Source organism: Methylobacterium sp. J-026, assembly GCF_022829585.1.
Lineage (GTDB): Bacteria > Pseudomonadota > Alphaproteobacteria > Rhizobiales > Beijerinckiaceae > Methylobacterium.
In genome coordinates this window covers 1-19,112 of the sequence record NZ_JAKSYC010000352.1, presented here as the reverse complement: position 1 = coordinate 19,112, position 19,112 = coordinate 1, and the positions used below count along the sequence as shown (strand labels likewise).

Genomic DNA, 19,112 nt, shown 5'->3' with positions numbered 1-19,112 from the left:
CCGATCGCTGGCCGAGCCGCTCTCTCCTCCCTTGGCGATCCCGGGCTTGCCCGGGATCGCTCGAGCTTGCAGGGAGGCGTTGAAGGTGGGGGTGGTGCAGGATGGAGCGGTGCGGTGCCGTCTGCACCACCCCCACCCCTGGCCCCTCCCCGCAAGGGGGAGGGGAAAAGCGCTCCGTTGTCATGGTGTTGGTGTCAGACTGCGACGTGTGACTCCGGTGGCCTTTGCGGGGGCGGGACGGTCCGTGGGTGCTCCGGCATGGCCGTTCTCGCGAACCCGGAACGATCCGGATTTCGATCCGGGCATCCGACAGCCCAACCCCGTCCCCGGGACCCTCGTCTCCGCAGGGAACCTCAGCTTGGCCAGGTCATTCCCTTACTCTAGGCTCGTCGTGCCGCCCGCTCGTCCAAGACGGCCGTCACCTGCGCCCCCGGAGTGCCCGATGTTCCCTCGCCCGATCCGCCAGGCCGCCCTTCGCGAGCGCCCGGCGCGCGGTCGCCTCGGGGGGGGCCTTCTCCGGGGCGGCCTGCTCGGCGCGGCGCTCCTCGGCGCGCTGGCCGGCCAGCGTCCCACCCCCGCCGCGGCCGTGATCAACGGCACGACCACCCGCGATCCCGACGGGGCGCGCAGCTTCGTGGTGCGCATCGAGAGCACCGAGGGCGAGATCTGCTCGGGCACGCTGATCGCCCCGGACCTCGTCCTCAGCGCCGCCCACTGCGTCATGCGCCCGGCCGGCTACACGGTGATCAGCGTCGACCGCGGCTTCCGCCAGCACCGGACGCAGGTGATCGCCGCGACGATGCATCCGGATTTCGTCCCCGGCACGACGCCCGAGGAACAGCCCGGGGTCGATCTGGCGCTGCTCAAGCTCGAACGGCCCCTCGGGGCCGATTACATGCCCCTTGACCCGCGGGGCGCCGGCGCGATCGGCAACGGCGAGGCCGTCGACATCGCGGGCTTCGGCGTCGTGGCCGAGAACCGGCGGGGCTCGGCCCGCGTGCTGCGGCTGGCGCATCTCGTCTCGATCGGCTCGCTGCAGGTCGCCAACCGGGTGACCGTGGTTACCGACCGGCGGCGCATGGCCGAGACCTCGGGGGCCGGCGCGTGCCTGGGCGATTCCGGCGGCCCGATCCTCACCGGCGGCCCCGGCGGCTACCGGATCGTCGGCGTGGTCAGCTGGTCGAGCGGCGCCCTGCAGCAGGGAGCCCGCCGGACCGCCTGCGGCGGCTTCACCGCGGTGACACCGGTGGCCGAGCATGCCGGCTGGATCTCCGCGCGCTCGGCCGAGCTGTCGCGGATCCAGGTGAGCGACGCCCTGCCGCGCGGCGACGGGTCCGTCTGGACGGCGCGCCCGCGCCGCCGGTAGGCGCCGAATCGGGGAGCTCGAACCGACGCGGGGCCCTGCCATGCGGTGGATCCTGCGCATCTGCGGGAACCTGAGGCCCCATCGGCACTTTCGCATCCGAACCCTTCCGGCACACGGAGCGAGAGCATGGCCGCGACCGAAATCAGCAACACCCCCCGGGCGCACAAGACCCGGAACGACACCGATTCGAACGCCAAGAAGGTCTCGATCGAGGCCCTCAACGCCCGGTTGGCGGACGGCATCGATCTCGCCCTGGCGATCAAGCAGGCCCATTGGAACCTCAAGGGGCCGCAATTCATCGGCGTCCACGAGATGCTCGACGGGTTCCGCACGGAACTCGACGACCTCAACGACAAGGTGGCCGAGCGCGCGGTGCAGCTCGGCGCCACGGCTTTCGGCTCGACCCAGGCGGTCGCCGAGCGCACGAAGCTGCCGCCCTACCCGACCGGCATCTACGCGATCGCCGACCACATCGCCGCGCTGATCGACAGCTTCGCCGGCTACGCCAACGCCGTGCGCGAGAACATCGACGAGACCGACGAGGCAGGCGATCCTGGCACGGCCGATCTCTTCACCGAGATCTCCCGCGCCGTGGACAAGCAGCTGTGGTTCCTCGAGGCCCACGTCCAGGAGCCCACGGGCGCCCTGCGCGACGGCAACCCGGGCCGCTGAGAACCGGACCCGAGATCCTCGCGCCCCGCCCGTGATCGGGCGGGGCGCGACCGCTCAGCTGAACTTCAGCAGCTTGATCGCGTAGAAATCCTGCACCCCGCCGCCGACGCGCTTGGTGGTGTAGAACAGGACGTAGGGCTTGGCCGAGTACGGGTCGCGCAGCACGCGCATCCCGGTCCGGTCGACCACCAGATAGCCCCGGCGGAAATCGCCGAAGGCCACGGACAGGCTGTCCTTCCCCAGATCGGGCATGGCCTCGGCCTCGGTGACCGGGAAGCCCACCAGGGTCGCGCCCTGGCCGGCGGCGAGCGGCGGCTGCCAGAGGTAGTTGCCCTCCGAATCCTTGAACTTCCGGATCGCGCTCTGGGTGCGCCGATTCATCACGAAGCCGGCGTTCTGGCGGTAGCCGGCGCGCAGGCCGTAGATCAGGTCGAACAGCACGTCGCCCGGGTTGCTGGACGGGAAGGCGCCGGCCGCCCCGGTGGCCACGATTCCGAGCTTGCCCGGCACCCAGGCGGCATTGGCGACCGTGTCGTAGCTCAGGAAGCCGCGCGGGCGGCTGGCGCCGTTGCCGGACACGAAGGCGACGCCCTCCTGCTCAGCGAAGGCGGTCTCCACCTCGGCCGACAGCCACGCATCGAGATCGACCACGGCATCGTCCAGCAGCGTCTGCGTGGCCGCCGGCATGGCGTAGAGTTCCATGGCGGGGAACGCGATCTCGGTGAGCGCGGGCCCGTCGGTCTGGGGCCGCGGCGCGGTCTCGGCGGCCCAGCCGGTGACCGGCGCCCCCACCGAGACCGCGCGCTTGTACTGCGATCCCGAGATCTGCTGGACGCTGGCGATAGACCGGATCGGCGAGACCTGGCCGAGGCGCATCAGCACGGTCCGCTCGATCGTGTCGGGCACGAGGTAGCCGCCATCCGGGCCCGAACCGGCCGACAGGGCCTTGGCCTCCAGGCGCTTGAGGCCGGCGCTCTCGCCGGCCCGGACGTAGAGGTCGAAGGCCGCCTTGTGCTCCTGGGCGCCCGCGTCAACCCGGGGCCCCGGCTGGCCCAGCGGCGGCCGGGCCTGCTCCAGGGTGATCCGGTCGAGGCGGGTGCGGGCGGCGTCGAGGGCCGCGTCGATCCGGGCGAGCTTCTCCTCGGTGAGCACGTCGACGCCCAGGCGCCCCTCGATGGCGCCGATGCGCGATTCGTTGGTCTCCTTGAACGCCGCGAAGGCGGTGGAGAGCTCGTCCAAGGCGGAGCGGACAGGGGCGCCCTCGGGCCGGGCGGCCTTGTTCTCCAGGTCGGGGTATCCGTCCTTCGTCTCGAGGGCGGTGCGGGCGAGCGGGGATTGGGCGTCCATCGGGGCCTCGTGGTCTGGGGAGTGGAAAGCGGGGTGCTTGGACGTCAGGGCCGGGCGGCCGGCGGAAGCCGGAGCCCGAGTCTCACGCCCCGGGCCGGGGCGATCCGGCGGGCGAGGCCGCGGATCTCCTCGGCCAAGGGGTCCGGGTCGGGGCTCGCCCGGGCCCCCGGCTGCAGCGGGAAGGTCACGAGCGAGATCTCCCAGAGATCGACCCGGTGCAGCCGGCGCTCGCCGCCCGTGCCCCGGCGGGCGAGCAGCGTGCGGAAACCGATCGACAGGCCGTCGAGCCCGCCGCCGCGCAGCAGGGCATCGACCTCCCGGGCGCGCTGGACCGCGAGGTTGAGCTGGCCCTCGGCGAACAGGCCGGTGGCGTCCTCGCGCAGGGAGAGCCAGCGGCCGATCGGCTCGGCCGGGTCGTGCTGGAACAGCAGGCGAACGAGCGGTGTCCGACTGGACAGCCATGGACGCCTAATTGGCTGATTTCACTGCGCTTTGAGGTGTCCTATGGTCTACCCACGTCCACCCGTGTGTGCCACAATCCAGCGCCCGATTGTGGGTACAGACGTAGGCGCATCAGTCGTGCGGCAAGTTGGACGACTCTCCGCTCTGGTAGTCTCTCGGGCCCGCGATCCCGGCATGTATGCCGATGGCGGCGGCCTCTATCTTCAGGTCACGCACGCGCAAGCGCGGTCCTGGATCTTCCGGTTCATGCTCGACGGCCGCGCCCGCTCGATGGGGCTCGGACCGCTTCATACGATCACGTTGGCCGAGGCTCGCACCAAGGCGACCGAGTGCCGGAAGCTATGCCTCGACGGTCGAGACCCGATCATCGAGCGCGAGCAGGCACGCGCCCGGCTGAAGCTCGATGCAGCCAAGGCGCTGACGTTCCGGGCCTGCGCCGAGGGCTACATCAAGGCGCACAAGGCCGGTTGGATCGAGCGAACTACCGATCATTGGCACATGGCCTTCGAGGCCTTCGTCTATCCGGTGTTCGGGGACGTGTCGGTCCAGGCCGTCGACACCGGTCTCGTGATGCAGGCCCTGGAGCCGATCTGGACCGCCAAGACCGTGACGGCGGTCAGGGTACGCGGCCGGATCGAGTCGGTACTCGACTGGGCTACGACACGTGGGCACCGGGCCGGTGAAAACCCGGCGCGCTGGCGCGGTCATCTCGCCAACCTGCTGCCCCGTCGCTCGAAGGTGAGCAAGGTCGTCCACTACCCTGCCCTGCCATTCAAGGAAGTTCCTGCCTTCATGGCGGCGATCGAGCGGCAGGCCGGCATCGCCGCGCTTGCAGTCCAGTTCACGATCCTGACGGCGGTGCGCACCGCGGAGGCGACCGGGGCCCGCTGGGACGAGATCGACGAGGCGGAGGCGACCTGGACGATCCCGGTCGAGCGGATGAAGGCCGGCATCCAGCACCGAGTGCCCTTGAGCCTTCCTGCCCTCGCCCTGGTCCAGCAACTGAAGCCGCTTGGCTCGGAGTACGTGTTCCCGGGGATGAAGCGCAGCCAGCCGCTCAACAAGACCGCGATGCTGAAGGTCCTGACCCGGATGGGCCGCAAGGACATCACGGTTCACGGCTTCCGATCGGCGTTCCGCGATTGGGCCAGCGAATCGACGAGCTTCCCACGCGAGGTAGCCGAGGCTGCTCTGGCGCACGTCATCGAGAACCGGGTCGAGGCGGCATACCGGCGCGGCGATCTCTTTCAGAAGCGGCGCGAGCTGATGGATGCGTGGGCGGTGTACTGTGGCGGATAGTTGGGTGCCACTCTCTCAGGCCTTCGAGCTCATCCTGGATGCCGAGCGCGACACAATCTTGGTCGAGCGGCTGCTGACGCCCTTACTTTGGAGCGGGCAGCTTCCTGCGGTCAGCCGGCGTGCATTCGTGGAAAACGAGCTCGTCAATGATTTGCCTGTCGTCACCCATAGAGAATGGAGGTGGGCCGAGTGCCCGATAATCTTCGATTGGCAGAATTCGAGAGGTGTTCTTCCGAGAGGGACTTTCAGGCCAAAGCGCGATGCCGAAATTGTCAAGTTCGGTCTTACCGAATATTTTCGGATTGATCTCGCATGGCCGTCTTTAGTCGATCAGTTTCCATATCTAAAAAACCAAGTCCAGAATTCTTCGGATGCTTTGTTACGCACTGGAGTAGTCGGACACCCTACTTCGCGACACGTTGTTGAAGCAGAAATCAATCGACGCGCAAATTTAGGAGAGCGTTATAAAACCAAATCTGAGGCAGCAAATGCTCTGTCTCAATGGCTGATTGATGCATATTCGGGAAAGGCCCCGTCCATGTCTCCGAAAGCTATGACCAATTCGCTCTCTGAGCAGCTCGGAGCTTTGGTTGATCCAATCAACAAGCCTCTCCCGAAATCTCGCCCAAAATAATAATTTCGGGCGCACTTTTTCGGGCGCCCAACTCCGTCCAGGTTCTGCTCAGCCACCGGCAAATGCCAGTGGACACGAAAGGAATATCTAATGGCTCTGCAGCAGATGCAGGCGCCGCAGGGAGACCCGCGCGCGCCGACGGAGAAGCTTTGCTTCACGCTGATGGAAGCCTGCTTCAGCACCGGCCTCGGTCGCTCGACCATCTATCAGCTAGTGAAGGACAAGAAGCTCCGCGCCATCAAGGCCGGCAATCGCACCCTGATTCCGGCGGACAGCCTACGCAGCTACCTCGCCTCGCTCCCCTCGCTCGAGACGGAGGCCGCCTGAGCCATGAAACAGAAAACCCGCGCACAGCGCGGGCTGCGGCGGGTCTCCGAGAATGTCTACTGCCAGGTGGACGCTCAGAGAGATACGCCAGCCCAGGCGCTTCGACAAGACTATCTCACAGCTCGCTTCGGATTGACGCCGTCTATCGCGGGCGTCGTGGCCGAGCTGGCGTTTCCCGCGGTCGACAGCTGGCAGGGTGCGCGATGATGGACCTTCGCTCCGCAGCGCACATGCTCGGGGGCGAGGTCTCAGGCCGGGGCATCCTTTGCCCTGGCCCGGGCCATAGCCGTCGCGATCGCAGCCTCTCCGTCTTGTTCGACGCCTCGGCGCCGAACGGCTTCACCCTTCACAGCCATGCCGGCGACGACTTCGGGACCTGTCGTGATTACGTTCGCGATCGGCTCGGCATTTCTGGGCAAGTTGCCCAGAAACTGGCGCAAGTTGAGCCGGTTTCGCAGCGGCTAGTTTCGGCTCAAGTTGAGCCGATACTACCGAAAATCCATCCGAGCCGCACTTCCGGTGCCTTGGCTTTGTGGGACGAAGGCCAGCCCCCGACAGCATCCCCAGTCGAGCGCTACTTCGCCCGCCGCAGGCTCGGTGTGCCGCCCGCGCGCCAAGATGTTCTGCGCTACCACCCGAGGTGCCCTTTCGCGGGCAATCGGACGCCGGCCATGGTCGCCCTGGTCCGAAACGTCATCACCAATGCCCCGCAGGCGATCCATCGAACGGCGCTGAGCCTCGACGGACAAAAGATCCAGGTTGGCGGCAAGGACCGGCTCGCCCTCGCCAGCATTCGCGACGGGGCCGTGAAGCTGACGGCGGATGAGGACGTCACGACCTGCCTGGGCATCGGCGAGGGCATCGAGACGACGCTTTCTCTGCAGGGCCTTCCTGAGTTCGGCGCCTCGCCGGTGTGGTCGGTCCTGAACGCGGGCGGGATCACGAGCTTCCCGGTGCTGTCCGGGATCGAGTGTCTCTGGATCGCGGTCGACGACGATCCGGCGGGACGGGGTGCATCCGAGCTCTGCGCCGACCGCTGGCGCCGGGCCGGTCGCGAAGTCTTCCTCGTGAGGGCGACGGCCGAGGGCGACGACATCAACGACGCGCTGAAGGCGGTGGCCCATGGCTGATGCCGCCTACACGATCGAGCGGCTCGCACCGCTGCCGGTGAAGCTCCCGCCGCGCCGCTTCGGATCCGCCACCGCGGCCGAGCTGATGGACGAGATCCTGCCCCCCATTCGCTACATCGTCCCGGGGATCTTCGCCGAAGGGCTTACCCTGTTCGGCGGCAAGCCCAAGCTGGGGAAGTCCTGGTTCCTGCTCGGCACCGCCATCGCCGTGGCCATGGGCGGCTATGCGCTCGGCACCATCGAGGTCGAGCAGGGCGATGTCCTGTACCTCGCACTGGAGGACAACAAGCGTCGCCTGCAGAAGCGGCTCGGTCAGCTGCTGCCGACGACCGCCTGTAAGATCCCTGTAAGATTCCCGGAAAGATTGCACTACGATCTGAACTGCCGGCGGCTCGACGACGGCGGCCTCGACGATATCCGCGCCTGGATCGAGAGCCGGCCCGATCCGCGGCTCGTCATCGTGGACGTGCTCAACAAGGTCCGCCCTGCGATGAAGGGCAACGAGGGCATCTACGACTACGACGTGCGCTCCCTGGAAGGCCTGCAGGGGCTGGCAGCCGAGTTCGGTATCGCCATCGTGGTGATCCACCACACCCGCAAGGCTGAGGCCGAGGATCCGTTCGATTGCCTCTCAGGGTCGACGGGGCTCACGGGCACCGCCGACACGACGCTGGTGCTGGCCCGGGATAGCCAAGGCACCACGCTCTACGGGCGTGGCCGCGACATCGAGGAGATCGAGAGCGCTCTCTCCTTCGACCGTTCAAATGGCGCTTGGACCATGCTGGGCGCGGCGGCCGACGTCCGGCGCAGCGATGAGCGCAACCTGATCCTGGATGCGCTGCGCCAGTCGCCGGAGCCGATGTCGCCGAAAGACATCATGCTCAGCGCTGGCATTGAGAACCGTAACGCCCTCGACGTGATGCTTTTCCGGATGGCGAGTGCCGGCGAGATCGAGAAGATGAGACGGGGACTCTACGGTCTCTCAGGGGTCCATAACCCCTGTAAGAACGGTAAGATTGTAAGATCGCGAGACCGGTATGGTGAGGGGGATGCCGAATGAGCAGCCCTCGCCAATCTTACAATCTTACTGATCTTACACCCCCCGTGGTGGGAGCAGGCGCCCATACGAAGCCTCAGGGCCTCCTACACAAACTAGATCCCCACGCTCGCAGCGCCGGCTTCAGCAGCTTCCTTCACGGTAGCCCCGTCTCGCAGTGCCATGGCTATGGCGATCGACATCGTGTCGACAGCTTCCGCTCGTTCCTCGCCGTAATTGTACGGGTTGTTCTCTCCCGCTCTCAGCCGTCCGTAATGGCCGCTCGGATATCTCTTATCCAATCTGTTCTTCAGCAGCTTCACCGCGGCATTGTAGTCGCTCTCAAAGTCGCGCGCCCGGGACGCGTACTCACCTTCAAAAGTACCGGCTTCCTTCTCCGCGGCGATCGTGTCGCCGCTGCTTCGATTTCTGCCGCTGCCAAACAACTGGACCACTGCGGACAGGAGCCATTCAAGGAGCCTCATGAAAGTCCTCCGGTCACGTGCCGCCGGACTCAGTTCACCGTTCCAGGCAACGCTCCATACCGAGCAGCTGATGCAGATGCCCTGCCATGACGCCCACCCGCCTAGATGACGCCGGCATTCTCTCGGTTGACCGCCATGGCGCTCGAATGCCGCTCCCATCTGAACTCGGCAATCAGGATGCCGTCAGCACCGAAGGTGCCCTGCCAACTGTGCTTCCCAACGGTGACCGTAACTCTCGAACGGCCCTCATCCCGACCATGCCCACGGTCAAGGCGACTTTCTATGCGGCCGAGCGCAGCCTCACGTCTAAGCAGCTGCTCGTCGATCCGAAGTCGCTGTGCGAGTTCATCGGGCCGGATAAGCCAACCACCCTGTTCATCGAGGTCGAGGCGCACGCGCTATCCCTCCGCAGCTGTCATGCACAGTGCAAAGAACAGTCCAATGGCCTGACTATAAGGCGCCCTGCGGTTTGCTGCGCCAGGCCGGGCCACCCTGCTTCAGACAATTCGATGGGAGAACCGCATGACCTCACCCGTCATGGACGAGGCGGTCATCTCCGCCCTCGCCGCGGACATCTGGCGCCTGCGGGACGAGCTCGACGGGCCGGACTTCTACTGGACGGTCATTGCCCGGCTGGCGGTCTACGCCCCCAACGTGACGGCTGGAGAGCTGTTCGAGGCGCTGCGCCGGTACGAGGCCCAGGTGAAGGGCGACTGGCCTGCCGAGGCCGCGGAGGCTCGGCTGCACTGACTGGGTGGGTCTCAGGCAGGACCATCCCGGAGACCGTTACCGTCGCGGATGGTGACCATGGACCCTCCTGAAACCCGGGGTCCTTTCCTGGGGGTACCACCCCGGAGGTAACGCGCGAGGCTGAGGCCTTTTCCAGCGATGAAATCCGAAAACCCGGTAACACGGTAATGAGGTAACGCCGCTATGCCGAAAGATGCCGCCGTTCAGACGATGACGCAGGCGCAGTTCGCCAAGCATCGGAAGGTCACGCCGAAGTCGGTCACGAAGTGGAAGCAGGCCGGGCGGCTCGTGTTGACTGCCGATGGGCTGATCGACGTAAAGGCGTCCGAATTGCTGCTGGATGAGCGGCCGGAGCGTTACCGGGGTGGCGTTACCCAGGCGGGAGGTAACAAGCCTGAGGTAACACCGGACTTGGACGACGACGGCAACTTGTCCCTCGCCGACGCCATCCGGCGGAAAGAGAACTACCTTGGCCTGCAGCGCAAGCGTGATTGGGAGATCAGCAACGGTGAGTGGGTCCGCGTCGAGGACATCGAGACGCTGGTGGAAACCACTTTCAGGGCCGTTCGCGAGAAGCTCCTGCCGATCCCTGTCCGTGTGCAAATGAGCATGCCACCAGAAGTCGCGCAACTCGCACACGACATGACGCAGAAGCATCTTTATGAAGCCATGCAAGAGATTTACGAAGACGGAATGAAGACTTGCAATGATATAGAGGATCAAGCAATATTTATGGCGAAGCGAAATAGAAGGAGCTGATAAAATGGCAGAGCAGAACGTCGATACACAGCCAAAGAGATTTGAAACTACTCCGGAGGCCCGGATCAAACTGCTGGAGCGTATCCGGCTTGCGCGGCGCGCCCTCCATCCCGACGCGGGCAAGCAACTGCAGCCGAAGCCTGAGGACTCGGCATGACCGACCAGCCCCCGCCTGAGCGCGTCAGCATCGTACCGGCCGACGGCGGCGCGGTGCGTGTTCTGCGCCAGAAGCCTCCGCAGCTCGTGGACGCTCCCGAGCCGCCGCTTGCCTACGGGTTGGACGCCCGCCCTTGGTGGCGGCGCGTCGCCCGTCGCGTCCGGATCAGGTGACGATGACGGCCTCCGCCATCACCGATCCGACCCTCGCGGCGCTGATCGAGGATGCTCGGCTCCTGCAGGCCATCGCCTCTGAGGCGCAGGAGCGGGCGCTGGCCGCGCAGGAGGCGGTGCACGCGCACCTGGTCGAGAGCCTGCGTCCGCCAGGCGCACCCGTGCCGGCTGCGCCGTCCTGGCCGGCATTTCCCGGCCATCCCGGCCTCATCACGGTTCAGGAAGCGGCCGTCCGCGCCTGCCGGGACGACGACACGATCCGGCTTTGGGCTGAGCGCCACGGTATCGGCCGCCGCTACGGATCTCGCTGGAGAATATCCGTCGAGCGGCTGACCCAACACCTGGAGACGATCCGGCCCGCATAATTCGGGTTATTCGGGGAATGCGTGTTTGCGCCTTCGGTTTTTCCTTGCTCGATTAAGCCCACAGCCGGGGCAGTCATGCGACCGCGCCCGCGGCCCCGCGGAATAACGGGAACCTGACCTGCGCGCCCCGGTGCTCTTCGGAGGTGTCACGTTCAAGGTCGGGAAGGGCCGCAACAGGATCACGAGGCAGGCACGCATGGCGTTCGGACGTAAGCAGCGGAAAGAATCCACGGGCGGCGCGGCGGCCGCCGGCACCCTGGAGCACCTACGCCGAGACCTCGATGCGGCCAGCGCCGAGTTCGATGCCGCTCAGCGCGAGCACCAGTCCCTTGAGGATCGCCGCGACGACGCGCTTGCGTCGGAGGACGTCGCCGAGCTGGAGGCGCACGAGACCGCCGTCGGCGCGGTGGAGCGCCGGCTCGCTGTAGCCCAGACCCGGCATGCCCGCCTGGCCGGCGAGGTCGATGCGGCCGAGGTCGAGGCCGAGCAGGCCCGCCGCCGCGCCTTCTACGCCCAAGCCGAGCAGGCGCTCGCCGAGGCTCGGCAGGTCATCGCCGATGAGTACCCGGCCGCGGCCCAGGCCTTGGCTGATATCCTGAAGCGCGCCGGCCAGCTTCGGAGCGTGGCTCGCGAGGCCAACGCCAGCCTCCCCGACGGCGCCGAGCCGCTCGACACGGTGCTGGAGCCCGGCGGCTTCAACGGCCGGCTCTACGCCGACGGTAACAAGCTCGTGACCACGCGCAGGGTGCTCGTCGACAAGCGCACGGGCGAGCCGGCGCACCCTGACGTGGTGCGGGGCCCGAACCTCGTGGAGCGCGAGGTCGAGGTCGAGCGGGAAGTGCCGCGCGAGCCAGCGATACCGCACAAGGGGGTGATCGAGTTCACCAACATCCCGGGCTTCACGGCCGAGACGTACATCTACCCGGCGCCCGCATGGGGGCATGCCCGCTCCGGTCCCGTCACCGAGACCCCGAGGCAGCACCATGTTTAGCGAAAAGGCATTCCGAGCTTGGCAGGCCCAGCGTGGCGCGATCGAGGATGCCGACCGCGGGCGCATCCGCGAGTTGGCCGGCGCCGAGGTCGACCGGGCCATCGAGCAGGGCCGGCGTGAACGCGAGGCTGAAACCGCCCGAGAGCAGCTTGTCCGCTCGCTCCGCCACGCGACCGCGGTCCGGCAGCTCAGCCAGCCGCAGCCGGGACAGACCTTGGAGCAGCGCGCCGCGCGCCGGGCTGAGATCCGTCGCGGCGTCGAGGCCGAGATGAGCCAGTTCGATGCCGACGGGCGGCGGGTGGCCGGTTTGCCACCGGAGCAGCGGTCAGCGCCCGCCGGCACTAACGGCAGCACGGTCAACTTCGGCGGCAACCGCTACGCCGTCGAGGGCACGCGCTGGCGCCTGCTCGGCCCGTCGCAGGCCACGCGGCAGGTCCCGCCCGGCACCCGCGTCGGCGAGGTCAGGACCGTGCAGGGCTTCCGCTACCAGTGGAACGGGCGCGCGTGGCTCGACGGCGAGGGCCGGCCGATGCCGGTGGCGGCGGCCTAGGGAGCACCGACATGACGGACGACAACACCACCACTGTCCCGGCCGATGCCACGCCGATCGACCCGTGCGACTCCCGCGGGGCCGGCGCGCCGGGCTGGCCCGCGATCGGCGACGTGAAGGTGATCGACGGCCATTCCTTCCGATGGGACGGCCGGTGCTGGCAGCGCACCGACGCGGTGGTCTGACCGTCATGCCGGCCGCGTCTTACGCCAGTCTGGCCGATCCCACGGCGTTGAGCCCCGTGCCGCAGGTCGCTTCGTCGCTCACCGATCGACTGGGTTGGGCCCATCGCAGGCTGGGCCGCCCGAAAGCAGTAGTTTACGCTGTTGGCGCACCATCAAATCAGCATTGCCGTCTACAATTCGCCTGGAGACGATTATCCTCAGCGCCATACGTTAGGCCTGAGCCTTTGAGCCTCCTGAGGTATTTTGAAGTGATAGACGCATATACTGATCTCGCCGCCCTAGCAGCGAACGACGCCCGGTATGGCCGCCTCTGGCATTGCATCGCGGGGGATTGCTGGTCCTATGGCGCCTGTCCGACCGCTGATGGGAACCTCCGCGTTCCAGCAGAAAGCGTCACGAACGATCGCGTTCGAGCCGCGCTCGCCGACGGCTCGTGGACCGCATCGGTAATCGACACTTCCGTCAGCCCGCCCCGCATCCTGGCGGTGCAGCGGATGCCGGCCTCGGAGGCCACCGTGAAGACACATCAGGCCACGCAGCTCAACTCTACGGAAGCGGTCTGACCATGACCCGCGTCGCCGAGATCGCCCGGATTGCAGGAGCCTGACCGATGCCGAACCCGAAAGAGCTCGCCTACATCCTGGTCAACGGGAAGCGGTACCTCAACTGGAAGACAATTTCGGTGAACCGGACGTTCGGCGAGGTCGTCAGCGTCGCGACCTTCGCTGCTGCGTCACCGAGCGAGTCTGGCGTGCCGACGTGGGATGCGCTGAAGCTGCGAGTTTCGAATAAGGCACAGATCTACCTCGCAGGGCGCAAGGTGATCGATGGCGTTATCTCCGCCCGTCAACCGGCCTACAACGACAAAGAGCACGGGCTGCAGATCACTGTCACATCCAAGATGGCCGACATCGTCAACTCAACGGTCGACCACGAGAAGGGCGAGTTCAAGGGCTATTCGCTGAACCAGATCGCCGGCGCTGTCCTCCAGCCCTACGGGATCAAGTTTCAGCTGCAGGGCAGCACTAACGGCGCCGATAAGGTGTTCCCGAAGGTGAATGTGCAGATGGGCGAGACGGTGTTCGCATTCCTTGAACGCCTTTGTCGCTTTCGGAATGTGTTCTTGCGCGACGATGCGGATGGGAACTTGGTCGCCTATCGAGGAGAGGGCCGCGCGATGGTCGGCGCGGAGCTCGAACTGGGCCGCAACATTAAGGCCGGCTCGCTGCTCATGCGCGACGAGAACGCCTACGACAAGATCGACGCCGTCGGTCAGCAGCCCGGCAACGACCAGATTTTCGGCGATGCGTCCCGGGACGTGAAAGCGACGGCGGTGAACCCCGCAGTCACCCGGCATCGTCCATTCAGCTTTGCGGCCGAGATGCCGGGCGACAAGCAAGACATGCAGATGCGCGCCAACCACGAGTTGGCGGAGAACTACGTGACCATGCTGTCGGGCAGCTACACCGTGCAGGGCTGGTTCAAGGACAGCAGCACCCTGTGGCTGGAGATGATCGGCAAGACGATCACGGTCTACGACCCCTTCATGTTTCCGGATAACCGCATGCAGCTCGCCATCCAGGGCGTCACCAGCACGCAAGGCCCCGAGGGCACACTGTCGGTACTTGATATGTGCCTGCCGATGCGCTTGGGCGGCGGCAACCGGATCGAGGCCAGCGGCGCAGGTGCCGCGCCGGGCCTGTACGGTTCGGGCAGCGGACAGGCCGCTTGACCGCCGGCGCGGAGTTCCCAGAGCCCTTCAACGGCATGGGGCAGATCCAGGGCGGCGGCGTGCCGGATGGGGTGTACGGCAAGGGGGCGTGAGAGCTGGCGTTTCCCCAAGCGTGAGCTAGGTCGAGCAGGGCCGACGCTTGAGCGCCGTCACTCCTTCGGAGTCTTGGCCGGATCGTCACCGCTGGGCTGATCGGTGCCCTGACCCGGCCGCTCCGTCTTCTCGCTGTCGCCCATCGTCTTCCGGGCATCTTCGATCAGGTCTTCGGCTACGTCGCGATCGCGCTCACGGTCCATCGGTGCGTCTCCCTGTTTTGGCCAATGACATGGCGCGCCGAGGTCGAGCGGGAAGAGTTGGGGCATGAGACCAACGTCCGCACCTCGACCGCTGGCAACCTGTCCCAGGATGCTGTGCAGCGCAGCCGTGCGCAGATGCGGCGGGCGGATTGAGGCTCTACCACTGGTTGCCGCAGCGATGCGGTAGTTGTGTGACTGAAAGTAAACAGCGTGCGAGGGCACACACCCGTATTTTGCAGCCGTCAGAATTTCGGATCTCTATGGGGCCAGCGGAGTTGTGCCGGCGCATCAGGAGTTTCCTGCCGCACCATCCCGACAGGAGATCGACATGACCAAAATTGCCCTCGTTGCCGCGCTCGTCACGGCTCTGGCGACCCCTGCTTTTGCCCAGGTGATCGAGACCCCGACCAGCACCACCGTCATCGTCCCGCCCGGCGCGCCCGGTGTCGTCACGCGTCAGCCTGGCTCGACCGGTGATTCACCGGCTGCGACTTACTCCCCGACCGGTCGCGCCGCTGATGGCGTCGCCACCGACTCCGCCGCCGCCGGTAACGAAGGCCAGCCCTCGCGTCTCGGCTCGACCGGCAGCGGCGGTGGGAAGTGATCTTATAGCCACAGCTTCGGAACAAGCTTTGCTTCGACGCAAGCCAGTTCGTTCCTGAGACCACGGACCTACTCAGCCCGCCCGGTTCGCCGGCGCGGGCTTTTTTGTGCTCGAAATTCCTGCAGCTTTTCGGCGTGCGCGTGGGCAGCCTCATTGCCAATCGCGCAGGATCTGCGACCCTGTGGGACTGTGCTGGGCGAATCGTCCGGTTCACGAAACGGCTCGATACCGTAGAGGGCGACAACGCGATGGACACGCGTCACCCCACCATCTTTGAAGCGATCGCCGAGGGAGCGCACGCGCGAGCGGTCGGCCTGCCGAAGGATAGCTGCCCCTATCATGCAGATATGCCGGAGCGCCGGGCGTGGATGGACGGTTATGACGGCACACCCAGGGAAGATGGGCCAGACGTACCCATCACTGACGCCTGAGCCATCCAAGCAGAAGCTACCGTCAGCGCTGAACCGCCTCGATATCATCCTCGTAAATCGAGTCGGGTTGGCAGGCGTGCCACTCCTTTTTCTCATCAGTCTGGCCCTTGCGGCCCCAGCAGTAGCCGGCCTGCGCCAGGCGACCGCTCAGCCGATCCCGGAGGCGGCACTGCTCACGGGTCACAGCCGGATCCCCAGAGCCGTCACAAGCTAGGGCCGCCTTCAGCTCCGCGGTCAGCAGTTCCGGAACCGTCGGCAGTTGCTGCTGAGCGCTCGCCCCACCGGCAGCGACGACGAGAGCGAGGGCGGTGAGGGCTGTGCGCATGGGAGAGAGGTGAGCGTTCACAAGGGCCACCTATTGCGAGAGCTTGCGCGTCCAATAGGGAACGTATTTGGCATTTCTCTTTCCTTGATTGGTTTCGGCGGGGACGATTCGTTTTCGTTTCACGGACTCTGATATGATGGCAGAGACGGCTTGGTAATTTTCCTGTTCAAGCCTAAATCTATCTCGCAAGGTCGTATTGCTCATGTAGTCCCGCTGAAGCCATCTAAGTATGCAATGAAAAAAGCACGCGCGAAGTTTTTCTGTTTTGTTTAGTTCAGAAAATGATTTTGGGCCATAGAGCACGACTCTCATCGTGTCTTTGGAAGAAATGAATTCGGGCGCCGGCAAATTTTGCTCTTCAATTTCAAATCCCGCTTTATCAAGACCGCCGCCACGTTCTTCGCATAGGCCCAATAATCGCATCGAGGACGCGAGTTTTTCATTTCTTGATCGCCGTTCGTCAATGATTCTATCAATTTCTACCAATGAAGATCCAGGGTTTGATATTTCTACCCTCTTCCCATACACTTCAACTATTGGTGCCGATCCGGATATCGTGAAATCTTGATGTATCATCGAATTTGCAATGATCTCCCTCAAAGCTGTCACCGGATATAGCGGGATTACATTTCGAACGCCATTCGTATAAGCCTCCGTTTTAGGAAGTATAGAATTCATGTGCCTGAGAACTCTAGGCAGCGCTACGGCATAGCCGCAGTTGAATTCCTCTTCATTCTCCGATTGCCTTTTGTCTTCTCCTTTGTATTGAATAACTCGAATGGCTTTTCCGGACATAGAAGGAAATCTATGCAAATCTTTTGCCAAAACAATAGCTCCAAGATTTGTTATATCGTAACTGCCCTCCATATCATCGCGAACAAATCCTGACATTTCAAATTTACGGAGTATTTCTTCAGGAACCCGTGGCTTTTGTTCTTTCAAAAGTGCATAGAATGCATCGACATCCAGTTGATCCAAGACGTCGAATTGGCTTTGATGCGAAACTGCTATTGCATCCTCGAATTTCCGCCGGCCTGTTGCGACCCATATGGATCGTTCATGATTAGGAAATTCAGCCAGTTTTTTAGTATTCTCGCCAATTCTGAGGTACTCTACGCCGTTGAATTTTACCGGTCGATCGTATGTGGGCTCTACGGCTATGATCGCATATTTCAATGGGCCTATTTTGAAGTCAAGAAACTCCATCATTAATCGAGGCTCAATTAGCCTGGTGAGCCAGTTTGTAAAATTTTCGCCTCCTTTCTTCATATTTGCGAGATTTACTTTCGTTCCGACAAGGCGGCGAGGCTTTTCTTTCACTCCAAAGACTAAAAAGCCCCGTTCTTTTCCGGCAAGAATGGCAGCATTTGCACATGCAGAAACCCACGATCCGATCATGTCCGGATCATCATTGTTCTCTTTGAATTCAACCCACGCGCTTTCCGAGGGTTCTTTTACAAGTCTTCTAAGAAGAGCTTGCGGGTCGTTGACCATGATGCCTCTCGCCGTTTTATCCCCCTTATATCAGAAATGGCCGACCGCGGGCCCTTTCCTACCCGGAGCGATTTGATTTTTCCTTTTTATCGCAATGGCTTAGTGATTTTTGCTCTCTATAGTTTTTATCATCAGTGCAGCCGTTAGATCGCTCAAGAGGTCAGAGCCGCCACAAGGGGCTGCTGAAGCTACCTATTCGACGCCCAAACGGTTGTCGCCTTCCGCAGCCGCACCCCCGGCCCCTCGCCGTTCTCCTCGATGAAGATGACGCCGGCGGCGTCGAGGGCGGCCTCAACTCTCCGGGGACGGTTCGACCGCCGCAGCGCCAGCCTCAGGTGCCGGGCCGGTATCGAGCGTGCCTCCGCCGACCAAGGCGTCAGCCCATGCTCTCGCGATGAGGCGGACCTGCTCGATGGCCTCAGCACGCGTGAACGGTTCATCGCCAGCGTCGCCACCACCATCCGACCAGGCGACGAACCCGGTACGTCGGCCGTTGGCATCCTCGACGCAGGCCGCGTCATCGAGAATGCAGATGCGGAGCGGTAGTGTGAGGCCGAGCGTGGGCATGTGGACCATGTAGAGTGCTTGGAGCCGGCTTCGACCGTCCGCCTTCAGCGTCTTGCCTAGGAGGGGCAGGATGCGTTCAGGTCTCGTCCCCGGTGATGTCATCCTTGAAGCCGTCGAGGCCCTTCAGCGGCACTCCGGTCCTGAACCGGTCGTACTTCCGGCCGATGCGATCGAGGAACGAACCATACGCCATTCTCACGAGATGCCGCTCGTGATCAGCAACGACTCGCAGGAGACGGGCGCGGAACAACTCATCGGGCTCAGGGCAGCTCATGCCCGGTTCAGTAGCGCAACAAGGCCACTCGCGATAAGCCCGGCGCCCAGCACCTTCAGGGGAGCGTGCTCGATGCCTTCGTTTGCGAGCAGATGCGTACCTGCCGCTGCCACGACCGCTACACTCACGATGGTCGCGATCCGGCTCATCCCTCAAGATCCTCGGATGCTGCACGTAGCCCTGGTCAGTAAATCAGTCCGTCACAAGCCGTCCCAGAACCAAGCCGCTCCGATCATAGCCAAACCGCCGCACAGCAGCGCGACCACGATATAGCGATGTAGACGGTCGTAGAGAGGCATCGGCATGGGCGTATGCTCGTAGAAGCGAGCCCAGTGATGCACTTAGCCTACCTCCGGCTGCCAGCGTAAAATTTGAACGTTTGGCCAATTCAGAATTTGCGTGGTCGACAGGCCACAGCGAATCAGGTTCACCCTAGCCGTGCGTCACGACTTGACTGAGAACCACGACTGCGACAACCGCGATCGCGAATACCGCGGCAATGAGGATTGCACGCATCTGATCGCTCCGCGATCGCCGACGGTAATGATCTTCACTTGAGGTAGCCCTTCGCCTTGAGGTGCTCGGTGAGGAGCTTCTCCATAAAGCTGGACATCGACCGCATGTCGTCCTTCGCGGCTTTCTCAGCAGCCGCCTTCACTTCAGGCGGCAACCGGAGCGACACCGGCAGGGACTTGGGTGTG

General features: G+C 64.3%; 28 protein-coding genes. 18 read left to right on the top strand and 10 right to left on the bottom strand.

Features of this window, described 5'->3' with window-relative positions; genetic code table 11:
* Nucleotides 1-442: 442 nt before the first annotated feature.
* Nucleotides 443-1,366, top strand: coding sequence for a S1 family peptidase (locus MKK69_RS30840; RefSeq protein ID WP_243973983.1), 924 nt, complete (start codon nt 443-445; stop codon nt 1,364-1,366).
* Between the two features lie 126 nt (nt 1,367-1,492).
* Nucleotides 1,493-2,038 carry a DNA starvation/stationary phase protection protein Dps gene (dps, locus tag MKK69_RS30835; protein WP_243973982.1) on the top strand — a complete coding sequence of 182 codons (546 nt, stop codon included), beginning with the start codon at nt 1,493-1,495 and terminating at the stop codon, nt 2,036-2,038.
* A 54-nt stretch (nt 2,039-2,092) separates the two neighbouring features.
* On the opposite strand, the gene MKK69_RS30830 is transcribed toward dps, so the two are convergent.
* Nucleotides 2,093-3,385, bottom strand: a complete 1,293-nt coding sequence (locus MKK69_RS30830; RefSeq protein ID WP_243973981.1) for a phage major capsid protein — start codon at nt 3,383-3,385, stop codon at nt 2,093-2,095.
* 44 nt (nt 3,386-3,429) lie between these two features.
* Complete coding sequence (locus MKK69_RS30825; protein ID WP_409564924.1) at nt 3,430-3,858, bottom strand: HK97 family phage prohead protease; 429 nt, start codon at nt 3,856-3,858, stop codon at nt 3,430-3,432.
* 163 nt (nt 3,859-4,021) lie between these two features.
* Here MKK69_RS30825 and MKK69_RS30820 point away from each other — a divergent pair, with 163 nt between their 5' ends.
* The 6 genes from MKK69_RS30820 (at nt 4,022) to MKK69_RS30795 (ending at nt 8,297) form a co-directional block, all read left to right on the top strand.
* On the top strand, nt 4,022-5,146 hold the full coding sequence (locus MKK69_RS30820) for a tyrosine-type recombinase/integrase (RefSeq protein WP_243973980.1): 1,125 nt from the start codon (nt 4,022-4,024) through the stop codon (nt 5,144-5,146).
* 4 nt (nt 5,147-5,150) lie between these two features.
* The gene (locus MKK69_RS30815; protein ID WP_243973979.1) at nt 5,151-5,780 is read left to right on the top strand and encodes a hypothetical protein; all 630 of its coding nucleotides are present in this window, start codon (nt 5,151-5,153) and stop codon (nt 5,778-5,780) included.
* Between the two features lie 90 nt (nt 5,781-5,870).
* On the top strand, nt 5,871-6,107 hold the full coding sequence (locus MKK69_RS30810; protein ID WP_243973978.1) for an excisionase family DNA-binding protein: 237 nt from the start codon (nt 5,871-5,873) through the stop codon (nt 6,105-6,107).
* Between the two features lie 3 nt (nt 6,108-6,110).
* A complete protein-coding gene (locus MKK69_RS30805) occupies nt 6,111-6,314 on the top strand; it encodes a hypothetical protein (protein ID WP_243973977.1) in 204 nt (67 codons plus the stop codon).
* 104 nt (nt 6,315-6,418) lie between these two features.
* Complete coding sequence (locus MKK69_RS30800) at nt 6,419-7,237, top strand: toprim domain-containing protein (RefSeq protein WP_243973976.1); 819 nt, start codon at nt 6,419-6,421, stop codon at nt 7,235-7,237.
* A gap of 85 nt (nt 7,238-7,322) precedes the next feature.
* Nucleotides 7,323-8,297 (top strand): AAA family ATPase, encoded by a 975-nt coding sequence (locus MKK69_RS30795; protein ID WP_243973975.1) that lies wholly within the window; start codon nt 7,323-7,325, stop codon nt 8,295-8,297.
* A 92-nt stretch (nt 8,298-8,389) separates the two neighbouring features.
* Here the strand turns inward: MKK69_RS30795 and MKK69_RS30790 are convergent, their stop codons facing one another.
* On the bottom strand, nt 8,390-8,758 hold the full coding sequence (locus MKK69_RS30790; RefSeq protein ID WP_243973974.1) for a hypothetical protein: 369 nt from the start codon (nt 8,756-8,758) through the stop codon (nt 8,390-8,392).
* A 101-nt stretch (nt 8,759-8,859) separates the two neighbouring features.
* Nucleotides 8,860-9,153, bottom strand: coding sequence for a DUF6522 family protein (locus MKK69_RS30785; protein WP_243973973.1), 294 nt, complete (start codon nt 9,151-9,153; stop codon nt 8,860-8,862).
* 127 nt (nt 9,154-9,280) lie between these two features.
* Between MKK69_RS30785 and MKK69_RS30780 the strand changes: the two genes are divergently transcribed.
* The 8 genes from MKK69_RS30780 (at nt 9,281) to MKK69_RS30745 (ending at nt 14,420) form a co-directional block, all read left to right on the top strand.
* The gene (locus MKK69_RS30780) at nt 9,281-9,508 is read left to right on the top strand and encodes a hypothetical protein (RefSeq protein WP_243973972.1); all 228 of its coding nucleotides are present in this window, start codon (nt 9,281-9,283) and stop codon (nt 9,506-9,508) included.
* A 183-nt stretch (nt 9,509-9,691) separates the two neighbouring features.
* On the top strand, nt 9,692-10,267 hold the full coding sequence (locus MKK69_RS30775) for a hypothetical protein (protein WP_243973971.1): 576 nt from the start codon (nt 9,692-9,694) through the stop codon (nt 10,265-10,267).
* 4 nt (nt 10,268-10,271) lie between these two features.
* Entirely contained in the window at nt 10,272-10,424 is a 153-nt protein-coding gene (locus tag MKK69_RS30770) for a hypothetical protein (RefSeq protein ID WP_243973970.1), read from the top strand.
* Nucleotides 10,425-10,599: 175 nt separating this feature from the next.
* Nucleotides 10,600-10,962: a hypothetical protein gene (locus MKK69_RS30765; protein ID WP_243973969.1), complete on the top strand. Its 363-nt coding sequence runs from the start codon at nt 10,600-10,602 to the stop codon at nt 10,960-10,962.
* 196 nt (nt 10,963-11,158) lie between these two features.
* Entirely contained in the window at nt 11,159-11,953 is a 795-nt protein-coding gene (locus MKK69_RS30760; protein ID WP_243973968.1) for a hypothetical protein, read from the top strand.
* On the top strand, nt 11,946-12,503 hold the full coding sequence (locus MKK69_RS30755) for a hypothetical protein (RefSeq protein WP_243973967.1): 558 nt from the start codon (nt 11,946-11,948) through the stop codon (nt 12,501-12,503). The genes MKK69_RS30760 and MKK69_RS30755 overlap by 8 nt, the downstream gene beginning before the upstream one ends.
* 11 nt (nt 12,504-12,514) lie before the next feature.
* Nucleotides 12,515-12,688, top strand: coding sequence for a hypothetical protein (locus tag MKK69_RS30750; protein ID WP_243973966.1), 174 nt, complete (start codon nt 12,515-12,517; stop codon nt 12,686-12,688).
* Nucleotides 12,689-13,298: 610 nt separating this feature from the next.
* Nucleotides 13,299-14,420 (top strand): contractile injection system protein, VgrG/Pvc8 family, encoded by a 1,122-nt coding sequence (locus tag MKK69_RS30745; RefSeq protein WP_243973965.1) that lies wholly within the window; start codon nt 13,299-13,301, stop codon nt 14,418-14,420.
* 149 nt (nt 14,421-14,569) lie between these two features.
* Here MKK69_RS30745 and MKK69_RS30740 read toward each other — a convergent pair whose 3' ends face one another.
* The gene (locus MKK69_RS30740; protein ID WP_243973964.1) at nt 14,570-14,716 is read right to left on the bottom strand and encodes a hypothetical protein; all 147 of its coding nucleotides are present in this window, start codon (nt 14,714-14,716) and stop codon (nt 14,570-14,572) included.
* Between the two features lie 328 nt (nt 14,717-15,044).
* Between MKK69_RS30740 and MKK69_RS30735 the strand changes: the two genes are divergently transcribed.
* Entirely contained in the window at nt 15,045-15,320 is a 276-nt protein-coding gene (locus MKK69_RS30735; protein WP_243973963.1) for a hypothetical protein, read from the top strand.
* 248 nt (nt 15,321-15,568) lie between these two features.
* Entirely contained in the window at nt 15,569-15,751 is a 183-nt protein-coding gene (locus tag MKK69_RS30730; RefSeq protein ID WP_243973962.1) for an Rmf/CrpP family protein, read from the top strand.
* Between the two features lie 22 nt (nt 15,752-15,773).
* On the opposite strand, the gene MKK69_RS30725 is transcribed toward MKK69_RS30730, so the two are convergent.
* From MKK69_RS30725 to MKK69_RS30710, 5 genes are all read right to left on the bottom strand, one after another.
* Entirely contained in the window at nt 15,774-16,076 is a 303-nt protein-coding gene (locus MKK69_RS30725) for a hypothetical protein (protein ID WP_243973961.1), read from the bottom strand.
* A 30-nt stretch (nt 16,077-16,106) separates the two neighbouring features.
* On the bottom strand, nt 16,107-17,570 hold the full coding sequence (locus MKK69_RS30720; RefSeq protein WP_243973960.1) for an ATP-binding protein: 1,464 nt from the start codon (nt 17,568-17,570) through the stop codon (nt 16,107-16,109).
* A gap of 291 nt (nt 17,571-17,861) precedes the next feature.
* Entirely contained in the window at nt 17,862-18,146 is a 285-nt protein-coding gene (locus tag MKK69_RS30715) for a hypothetical protein (protein WP_243973959.1), read from the bottom strand.
* Between the two features lie 67 nt (nt 18,147-18,213).
* On the bottom strand, nt 18,214-18,336 hold the full coding sequence (locus MKK69_RS31150; protein ID WP_279598719.1) for a hypothetical protein: 123 nt from the start codon (nt 18,334-18,336) through the stop codon (nt 18,214-18,216).
* A gap of 71 nt (nt 18,337-18,407) precedes the next feature.
* The gene (locus tag MKK69_RS30710; protein ID WP_243973958.1) at nt 18,408-18,560 is read right to left on the bottom strand and encodes a hypothetical protein; all 153 of its coding nucleotides are present in this window, start codon (nt 18,558-18,560) and stop codon (nt 18,408-18,410) included.
* Between the last annotated feature and the right edge of the window lie 552 nt (nt 18,561-19,112).